This is a genomic window from Negativicutes bacterium (assembly GCA_018052945.1).
In the GTDB taxonomy this organism is placed as follows: domain Bacteria; phylum Bacillota; class Negativicutes; order JAGPMH01; family JAGPMH01; genus JAGPMH01.
In genome coordinates this window covers 1-9,493 of record JAGPMH010000053.1, presented here as the reverse complement: position 1 = coordinate 9,493, position 9,493 = coordinate 1, and the positions used below count along the sequence as shown (strand labels likewise).

The window sequence follows — 9,493 nt, the reverse complement described above, 5'->3', positions numbered from 1 at the left end:
GTGGCGCAAATGGCAGTGTTTTTAGCAAAACAGCAGGCTTTTTCACACGATGATTTGAAAATAATGGAGATTTCAGGATTGTTGCATGATTTAGGTAAGTTGGCAGTGCCAAATAATATTTTGGAAAAACCGGCGGCGTTAACAACCGAAGAATTTTCCATCATTAAGCAGCATACTTATTATACTTATCGAATTTTGCAACAGATTGATGGCTTTGATACGATTGCTCAGTGGGCGGCTTATCATCATGAAACTTTAGATGGTAAAGGTTATCCGTTTCGTCTGAAAGAAAGTGAGATTAGTGTCGGCTCTAGGATTGTAGCAGTGGCAGATGTATTTGTCGCGTTAACGGAAAATCGACCTTATCGTAATAAGATGGAAGTTAATAAAGTGGAAAATATCATAATGGATATGGTTAAACAGAAAAAACTTGATAATGATATTGTTAGTTTATTGTTTGATAACCGTCAAGACGCGTTTGCCTTAATGGCATATTAACAGGGGTTGCTATGGCAACCCCTGTTTTGAAATAACTAGCTTAATAGACAGAAATAGGATATAATTTTATTACAATAATTCTTTAAAAGTTAATTGCCAAGAAGCTAAATTGAGTAGGGTTACTTATGAATATGAAAAGTATTAGGACGGTCTTTTTATTTGTTGTATTAGGTGTAATGACAATACTTCTTTTAGGACAAACCATTATTAGTACCTATCAGATTACTAGTGGAATGGAAGTAGAAGTTAAAAGAATGGTTGTGGCGAAAGCTGGTGAAGTAAGTAATAGCTTTTTAGGCAGAATTAATGAGGCTGCAGAAAAAGCAGATGCAATGACTTTAAATTTAAAATCAATCAATAATATTGATGTTGCAATGAGTTTAACTGATGAATATATAAAAAGTGATGACTTGATTTTCGGTTCAGGATATTTCTTTGAGCCAAATGCTTACGATTCTGCACAAAAATATTATGGACCATATAAATACAAAGATGGTGGTAATATTAAGTTAACTTGGGATTATAGTAATGCCGAATATGATTATTTTAAATATGATTGGTACAAAAAAGGTCTGGCTACTGACAATATTGCTTGGAGCGAACCTTTTTATGATGAAGTTAGTAAAATTACGATGTTAACGATTGCTAAACCTATTATTAAGGATAATAAAAAAGTAGGGGTAGTAACTGTAGATTTGGCGATAAATCAGCTAGAAGATTATATTAAAAGCATTAAAGTTGGGGAACAAGGGTATGCCTTTATTGTTACCGGTGATGGCTATTATTTAGCAACAACTGATGCCGAAAAAAACTTAAAGGTAAAAATTTCTGAAGATTCGGTAGGAAAAATAAGTCAAGTCGGCAAAACCATTACTGATGCGAAAGAAAGTATGTTAGTGCGTAATGATGCCTTTGGGGCGGATAGTTATGTTTCAGTGACGCCAATTGGTACTACCGGCTTAAAACTGGTACTGGTATTGCCAACAGCGGAATTTCATGCTGGCATTAATAAAATAATGTATGCTAATATTATGGTTTTTGTAATGATTTTGATAGCAATCAGTTTATTGATAATTTATTTATTTAATAATCGGATTAATATGCCACTTACTAAGTTGATTGGTAGTGCTAAAGGTTTGGCAAGTGGTGACTTAACAACAGCGGTTAGTGTTGAGCGCGATGATGAAATTGGAGAGCTGGCTGAAGACTTTAAAATTATGAGTAATAACTTTAAAAAGATTATTACTGATGTTAACAGGATGGCGCAACAAGTGGCATCCTCTGGGCAAGAACTATGCTCAGGTTCAGAACAGTCCGCAGTTGGTACACAGGAAATTGCGCAGTCCATAGTAAAGGTTGCCGAAGCAGTAGCAGAGCAATCTACCTTAATTGATAAAGCGGCAGAAAGTGTTGCGGTTATTTCAAACAGCATCAATACTGCGTCTGATAGTGCAGAAAAAACTTTGGAAAATGTGGAAAGTAGTGCGGTTTCAGCGAAAAATGGTTATACCTCAGTTAAATCAGCTATTGGGCAAATGGAAAATATTGACGCTAAAATTAATGAAGCAGCTGAAACTGTCTTGAAACTTGGCACTCAATCCAAACAAATTGGTGAAATTGTTAGTACGATTTCTGATATTGCCGGACAAACTAACTTATTGGCGTTAAATGCGGCGATTGAAGCGGCTAGAGCTGGTGAGCAAGGGCGTGGCTTTGCCGTAGTAGCAGATGAAGTGCGAAAACTAGCTGAACAATCACAAGTGGCAGCAAAACATATTGCCGATTTGATTAGAGAAATTCAAACACAAACTACTAAAGCGGTTGAGTTTATGGAAACAGGAACGCAAGAAGTTAAATTAGGATCACAACTAGTCGGTGATGCCGGCAAAACCTTCAGTGAGATTGTTACAAAAGTTGATAAAGTAACCCTAGACGTAAAACTAGTAGTAGCAGAAATCAAAAAAATAGTTCAAGAACGTGATTCAATGGTGAAATTGATTGATAATTTAGAGGTTATTGGTACTAAAACCTCGGATCAAAGTCAGAATGTTTCTGCAACGGTAGAAGAACAAGCAGCGTCATTAGAGCAACTGGCGGCTGTTAGTAGATCATTATCAGAAATGTCACAAGAATTACATAAAGTTGTTAATAGTTTTAAAGTTTAAGTTTAACAAAGCAGTGCCACTATGGCACTGCTTTGCTCTAAATAAAAAAGTATGAAACTACATTGACAATAAAATTTATAATGTGTTAATATTAACATTAAAAATGAATAAGAACTCTTATCAAGAGAGGCGGAGGGAATGGCCCGATGAAGCCCAGCAACCGGCGTAAGCAAGGTGCTAATTCCAACAGGGTGATCTGATAGATGAGAGAGTGCTGTAGTGAGATATAAGCCTCTTTCGGATGAAAGAGGCTTATTTTTATTGAGGAGTGAATAATAGTGCCGATTAAAATACCAAATGCCTTACCGGCGAGAAATATTTTAGAAAATGAAAATATTTTTGTAATGTATGAAGATAGAGCTTACAGCCAAGATATCAGACCACTTAGAATTCTTATTTTAAACTTAATGCCGACGAAGATTGTAACGGAAACCCAACTATTAAGATTATTAGGCAATACCTCGTTACAGGTTGAGGTTGATTTTATTTATACAGCTACATATGAACCAAAGAATGTATCGCAAGAACATTTATCTGAATTTTATGGTACATTTGCTGATGTTAAACATAAAAAGTATGATGGCCTTATTATAACTGGTGCACCGGTGGAAAAAATAGAATTTGAAGAAGTGCAATATTGGGCAGAACTATGTGAAATTATGGAGTGGAGCAAGAAACATGTCTTTTCGACACTTTATATTTGTTGGGGTGCACAAGCAGGCTTATATTATCATCATGGCGTAAAAAAACATTTATTGGCGGAAAAAATGTTTGGGGTGTTTCCACACTCTTTAAAAGTTGAACATGAAAAACTATTTAGAGGTTTTGATGATGAATTTTTTGTACCGCATTCACGTCATACCGAAGTGCGTCGTGCTGATATTGAACAAGTAGCAGATTTAACAATTTTGGCAGAGTCTAAGGAAGCTGGAGTTTATGCTGTAGCGGATTTTAAGCATCGTAAATTTTTCATTACCGGTCATGCTGAATATGACCCCTTAACTTTAAAAGAAGAATATGATCGCGATATGGAGTCTGGCCTAGAGATAGCAGTTCCCCAAAATTACTTTCCAAATGATAATCCGAAAAGCCAGCCGATTGTCAAATGGCGTAGTACCGCGACGTTATTATTTGCTAATTGGTTGAATTACTATGTTTATCAAGAAACTCCATTTGATTTAGCAACTTTTCAAGGTGAATGAGATGAAGGCGATTGACTTAATTCAAAAAGCCCAAGCTGAACACAACCTTACGGCAAGCGAAATAATGACAATTTTGGTTGATGATTGTTGTAATGATTATTTGTTTCAAGCTGCCGATGAAGTGCGTTCGCAATACGTTGGTGAGGGCGTTCATTTAAGAGCCTTGATTGAGTTATCTAATGTTTGTAGCAAAGACTGTTATTATTGTGGGCTGCGTTGTAGCAATAATAATCTTGAACGGTATCGCTTGAGCCCAGATGAAGTAATGGCGGCTGTGGTCGAGGCAAAAAGTGAGGGTTATCAAACGATTGTATTGCAATCAGGCGAAGCTGATAATTTTGCTAATGCAGAAATGGTTAAAATTATTAGTGAAATTAAAGCAATGGGGTTAGCGATAACTTTAAGTTTAGGCGAGAAAACATATGGACAATATAAGGCATATAAAGACGCGGGTGCTGATCGCTATTTGCTGCGGATTGAGACAACGAATGAAGCTATTTATCGTGAATTACACCCTGGTATGGATTTTCATAACAGGGTAAAGTGTTTAGAAGCTTTAAGAACACTAGGCTATGAAGTCGGGACGGGTTGTCTGGTGGGCTTGCCTCAGCAAACCTTAGCTGATTTGGCACAAGATATTTTATTTTTTAAAGAAATTAATGCTGATATGGTTGGGCTAGGACCCTTTATTTCTAATCCTGATACTCCCTTAAGAGAACAGCCGTCAGGACAGTTCTTGCTGAGTATTAAAGTAATGGCAGTGGTCAGATTATTATTACCTGATATTAATATTCCGGCGACTACGGCCATGGAATCATTACATCAAGACGGCAGAAAAATAGCATTACAGGCTGGTGCCAATGTTATTATGCCGAATGTTACAACGATAAATTATCGACAAAAATACTTGCTCTATCCTGGGAAAATTGGCTTGCAGGTTAGCACTAAACAAAATCGGCAGAAGGTTGTTGAAATCATAAATTCAATTAATCGGTTTGTCGCTGATAATAAAGGGTTTCGTGGCAATAAATAAAACAGGGTGCTTGCACCCTGTTTTATTTATTCTTTATTATGAGTAATATAATCAATTAAAATATTAGCTGATTTAATGTTTGTTGCGGCCGGGATATTGTGAACATCACAAATTCTAATTAAGGCTGTAATATCAGGCTCGTGAGGTTGCGCTGTTAATGGATCGCGCAAGAAGATAATTAAATCAATTTGTTCAGTTGCTACGAGAGCACCGATTTGTTGGTCGCCGCCGAGGGGACCGGACATAAAAGTTTCAACTTCTAAACCGGTTTGCTCTTTAATTAACCGGCCAGTGGTAGCGGTAGCAACTAATTTATTTTGAGAGAGTAGTTCAATATTACTTTTTACAAAAGTGAGCATTTCTTCTTTTTTCTTATCATGAGCAATTAACGCAATTGTTTTCAAATAAATCACCATCCTTATAGTATTTAAAACTTAATTAAAGTATAGCTGATTTTACAATACCGGTAAATAGTAATAACAAAACCTTAACAAAAGAAGTGATATAAACATAAGGTAAAGAAAGAATTTAAAGGTAATATTGTAAATGTATGTATTTAAAAATTGCAACAATAGTCAATGCTTGATAGAATAAAGGTATTAGAATTTTAGAAGCTGGAAAATAGTCTTTAAAATATGGAGGTAAAATCATGATTAGGGAACGTCGTAGTAAGGTCAAGTTAGAAGGCTATTATCGTAAATTTATAGAAGAAGGAATTATTGATCCGAATGTTCACCCTTGGGTGGCGAAGTCGTGGGAACAAAGTAAGAAGTATCAAATAAAGAACGATAAAATGATTTTGAAAAATTGTTTAAGTAAAGAGCAATTGGCACTACAATTGGCAAAACATAATAATGCGGTAGCGTATTTAGATGAATTGAGTGAGGATATTAGAGAATTCTTAAATACTTATAATTTAAGCTTGCTGTTATTAGATGAAAATTGTTATGTTTTAAAAAGCTTTTCGCTACCTTTCTACCAAAAAACACCGGGAGAAATTGAAGGGGCGAGAGTTAAAATTGAAGATGTTGGAACCTCTAGTATTAGTATTGTGCATGAGCATAAGACGCCATTTTTTCTCTACGGGCCGGAAATGTGGGTGGAAGAATGTCAACAAGGTGATGCTTGTTCAGCACCAATTATGCTAAATGGAGAATTGTCATACATTGTAACATTAGTAGCAGTAGAGCAAGAAGAAATTCCGCAAAGTGCAATTTTATCATTATTACTAACTATCAAACATTCAATGGAAAAATATTTAGTAACCTTAGCCAAGGTTAAAGCGCAAGAAGCAATTTTAGATGCTGCCCCTTTTGCTGTATATCATATTTTATCAGGTGGTGAAGTTGCTTATACTAACAAACTAGGTCAGTCCAGACTCTTTGGTATTGGTGGCAAAGGTGAAGGTGATAGTTATACTAACTTAAATAATGTATTATTAAACTATCGTCATACGCCGGTCTATAAAGGTTTTAATGGCGTTCCTTCATATAATAAAGAAGTGACTTGGATTACGCCGAATAAAACCTATGAAGATATTACGACCGTTGTGCCGTTAGAACGTGATAATGAGCAAATCGTCAGTAGTGTAGTGGCGGTATCAATGCCAATCGAAGATTTAAGAACCTTAGTTGCTCATACTGCCGGCTATACTGCACGATATAGTTTAGGTTGTATGGTCGGTGACAGTGTAACTTTTAATAGTATAAAGGATAAGGCTAATCGTTTAGCAAAAAACAATAATCATATTTTATTGCAAGGTGAAGCCGGAACCGGTAAACAAAGAATGGCACATGGTATTCATCAAGGTAGTGTTAGAGTTGCCGGGCCATTGATTTCTGTGAAATGTGGAGATTTAGCGCCGGAATTACTGGAACAAGAATTATTTGGTGTAGCAGAGGATTTTGAAGTAAGCCGACCGGGGAAAATTGAGCTGGCTAATGGCGGTACACTCTTCATTGATGAGATTGAAAAATTACCGGCAGTAGTGGCAGCGTTACTAGCCAAAGCGTTGACAGAAAAGAAAATACAACGATTGGGTGATAGTGTCAAACGTGAAATTGATGTAAGAATTATTGCCGCATGTGACAGTGACCTAAAAAGATTATCAGAACGCAATGTTTTCTCAAAAGAACTTTATGATATAATTGGTAGAAGTGTGATTAGAGTACCATCGCTTCGTAATCGTCGCGAAGATATTCCGCTATTAGCTGACCATATTATCACTGAACTGGCGACCCAACATCAGTTGAAACCGAAAAAAATATTAGCGCAAACCGCAGAAAAGTTAAAAGAATATGATTGGCCGGGCAATACGAAGCAATTACAAGCAGTGATTGAATATGCATTTTTTAATACTGCGGGTGATCAAATAAAACCGGAAGATATTAATTTAATGGGTGATGTTAAGCATGATAATAGTTGGAAAGAAGAGCGCGAAGTATTTTTGAAAGCATGGCAAGCGGCGGGTGGCAATGTTAGTCGGTTAGCCAACTTATTGGATGTTAGTAGGGTTACTTTATATCGCTATATTAAAAAATATGGTTTAGAAAAGGCTTAAAAGTAGGTAGGAGGAACAGTTTTAGATGAGGTTAAGAAAGAAGCCGTGGATAACAGAGGCAATTCTAGAATTTAAAGATTTTGTTTTTACAGATAGTGAAGTTATAAAAAATATGTCTTGGACTGAAAGTTTTGAGAATAAAGCACCGTTGCAGGTTGAATTAGGAACCGGTAAAGGTACTTTTATTACTACCTTGGCGCAACGACATCCTGATATTAATTTTATCGGCATTGAAGCACAACAAGATGTTCTTTATTATGCGGCGAAAAAGGTGGCGGCAGAAAAATTGCCTAATGTGAAACTATTGGTTTTTGATATTAATCACATTATGGAGGCTTTTGCTAATCATAGCATAGAGCGATTTTATATTAATTTTTGTGATCCTTGGCCAAAGCCACGGCATGCGAAGAGAAGATTAACGCACCAAGGATTTTTAGAAAAATATCAGCAATTATTAACTGAAAATGGACAGCTGTTCTTTAAAACTGATAATAAAGATTTATTTGATTTTTCGTTGGAACAATTTTCGGCAGCGAAGTTAAAAGTTGATAACGTAACTTTTGATTTGCATAACAGTAATATTAAAGAAAATATCATGACTGAATATGAAGTTAAATTTAGCAATTTGGGACAGAAGATTAATTTTTGCGAAGTGACTTTTAATGTTAAATAAAAATTCTCATTACCTTGGTGTGGGAGGTTTTTGATGAGTAAGCTGAGATTATGGAATAGTAATACCGAAGCGATTCTCTGGATAAGTTTTTTGCTGTTGATTTTAGGAACATTAAATGTTTTTAGCGCCAGTTTTGTAGAGGCTGGACAAAAAATGGATGATGGTTATTATTTTTTAAAGCGCCATGGTATTTCTTTATTAGTAGGATTTTCTTGTATGGTTATAGCGATTAAAGTAAACTATCTGAAGTGGAAAAAAATAATGTTTTTTGGTGGTATTTTTGCAGCAATCTGTTTAATTGCCGTCCACTTTATTGGGATTGAAGTTAATGGCTCTAGACGCTGGTTAAATTTAGGAATAACTTTTCAACCGTCGGAATTAGCTAAATTAACGATAATTTTTATCAGTGCGGCCTATTTGGGGCCGTTTGTGGATCGGCATCGCCAAGCTCATTTAAGTTCTTTTCCGATTATATTGGCGTTATTTATGGGCCTGATGATTTATAAGCAACCGGATTTGGGAACAGCGGCAATTGTAGTGGGGTTAGCGGTAATTCTTTATCTTGTCGCGGGGTTAAGCAAAACTGATTTTTTGGTGTTAGGTAGTTTATCGTTAATCGGCGTGTTTTATCTAACTACAGCTGCTTCGTATCGTGCGGAAAGAATTGAAGCATGGTTCGATCCCTGGATGTTTAAAGAAACGAGCGGTTATCAAACTGTTCAATCCTTGATGGCGATTGGCTCAGGTGGTTTTTTTGGTAATGGCCTAGGGATGGGGCTGAGTAAATTTTATTATTTGCCGGAAGCTCATACCGACTTTGCCTTTGCGGTATTATGCCAAGAAATGGGATTTGTCGGAGCCGTAGCAGTTATTTTACTGTTAAGTGGTTTAGCTTTTTATGGAGGCAAAATCGCTGCAGAAACTAATGATGGTTATGGTAAAATTTTAGTAATGGGGATAATTTGTTTGATTGTCGGACAAGGAATCGCCAATATTGCGATGGTGTCAGGTTTATTACCTGTTATTGGAGTGCCACTACCTTTTATCAGTTATGGCGGAACCTCGTTGATTATTAATATGTTTAGTATTGGTGTATTAATAAATATTGGACGATATAATGCGAAGTTACGACGTGATAATAAAATGAGTCAAGAACCAGAAGTTATTAAACGCAAGTTAAGGTTAGCGAAAAATTAAAAGAAGCAAATAATTACTATGAAAATAGAATTATTTGCTTTTTTTTTACAAATGGTTTTTAATTATAGTGACAGTAGGAAAAAAATCAAAAAGGAGTGTAGTAATGACAGTAGAGCAAAATCAGCAAGAAGAATTACCAACTATAAATAATAACAGAAAGAAAAT

The 9,493-nt window shown here is 35.8% G+C and carries 8 protein-coding genes and 1 riboswitch; of the genes, 7 read left to right on the top strand and 1 reads right to left on the bottom strand.

The genetic code is table 11. From position 1 onward, the window contains the following. The 4 genes from KBI38_07355 to hydE all read left to right on the top strand — a co-directional run. Nucleotides 1–498, top strand: a 498-nt coding sequence (locus KBI38_07355; GenBank protein MBP8629873.1) for an HD domain-containing protein, incomplete at its 5' end; no start/stop codon positions are given. A 125-nt stretch (nucleotides 499–623) separates the two neighbouring features. Next, a complete protein-coding gene (locus KBI38_07350) occupies nucleotides 624–2,663 on the top strand; it encodes a methyl-accepting chemotaxis protein (GenBank protein MBP8629872.1) in 2,040 nt (679 codons plus the stop codon). A 114-nt stretch (nucleotides 2,664–2,777) separates the two neighbouring features. Continuing rightward, nucleotides 2,778–2,873: riboswitch (SAM riboswitch) on the top strand. A 68-nt stretch (nucleotides 2,874–2,941) separates the two neighbouring features. Continuing rightward, complete coding sequence (gene metA / locus KBI38_07345) at nucleotides 2,942–3,865, top strand: homoserine O-succinyltransferase (protein ID MBP8629871.1); 924 nt, start codon at nucleotides 2,942–2,944, stop codon at nucleotides 3,863–3,865. Between the two features lies 1 nt (nucleotide 3,866). After that, complete coding sequence (gene hydE / locus KBI38_07340) at nucleotides 3,867–4,898, top strand: [FeFe] hydrogenase H-cluster radical SAM maturase HydE (protein ID MBP8629870.1); 1,032 nt, start codon at nucleotides 3,867–3,869, stop codon at nucleotides 4,896–4,898. A 26-nt stretch (nucleotides 4,899–4,924) separates the two neighbouring features. Here hydE and KBI38_07335 read toward each other — a convergent pair whose 3' ends face one another. Next, nucleotides 4,925–5,302: a methylglyoxal synthase gene (locus KBI38_07335; protein ID MBP8629869.1), complete on the bottom strand. Its 378-nt coding sequence runs from the start codon at nucleotides 5,300–5,302 to the stop codon at nucleotides 4,925–4,927. A 245-nt stretch (nucleotides 5,303–5,547) separates the two neighbouring features. Here KBI38_07335 and KBI38_07330 point away from each other — a divergent pair, with 245 nt between their 5' ends. The 3 genes from KBI38_07330 to KBI38_07320 are packed head-to-tail and all read left to right on the top strand — an operon-like array spanning nucleotide 5,548 to nucleotide 9,328. Further along, entirely contained in the window at nucleotides 5,548–7,458 is a 1,911-nt protein-coding gene (locus KBI38_07330; protein MBP8629868.1) for a sigma-54-dependent Fis family transcriptional regulator, read from the top strand. A gap of 25 nt (nucleotides 7,459–7,483) precedes the next feature. Continuing rightward, nucleotides 7,484–8,131 (top strand): tRNA (guanosine(46)-N7)-methyltransferase TrmB, encoded by a 648-nt coding sequence (gene trmB, locus KBI38_07325; protein MBP8629867.1) that lies wholly within the window; start codon nucleotides 7,484–7,486, stop codon nucleotides 8,129–8,131. Between the two features lie 33 nt (nucleotides 8,132–8,164). Then, nucleotides 8,165–9,328, top strand: coding sequence for a cell division protein FtsW (locus tag KBI38_07320; protein ID MBP8629866.1), 1,164 nt, complete (start codon nucleotides 8,165–8,167; stop codon nucleotides 9,326–9,328). Nucleotides 9,329–9,493 lie beyond the last annotated feature (165 nt).

Excerpts from the sequence above, each read along its gene's own strand:
- KBI38_07350 (MBP8629872.1), top strand. The coding sequence starts at position 624 with ATGAATATGAAAAGTATTAGGACGGTCTTTTTATTTGTTGTATTAGGT.
- hydE (MBP8629870.1), top strand. The coding sequence starts at position 3,867 with ATGAAGGCGATTGACTTAATTCAAAAAGCCCAAGCTGAACACAACCTT.
- KBI38_07330 (MBP8629868.1), top strand. The coding sequence starts at position 5,548 with ATGATTAGGGAACGTCGTAGTAAGGTCAAGTTAGAAGGCTATTATCGT.
- trmB (MBP8629867.1), top strand. The coding sequence starts at position 7,484 with ATGAGGTTAAGAAAGAAGCCGTGGATAACAGAGGCAATTCTAGAATTT.
- KBI38_07320 (MBP8629866.1), top strand. The coding sequence starts at position 8,165 with ATGAGTAAGCTGAGATTATGGAATAGTAATACCGAAGCGATTCTCTGG.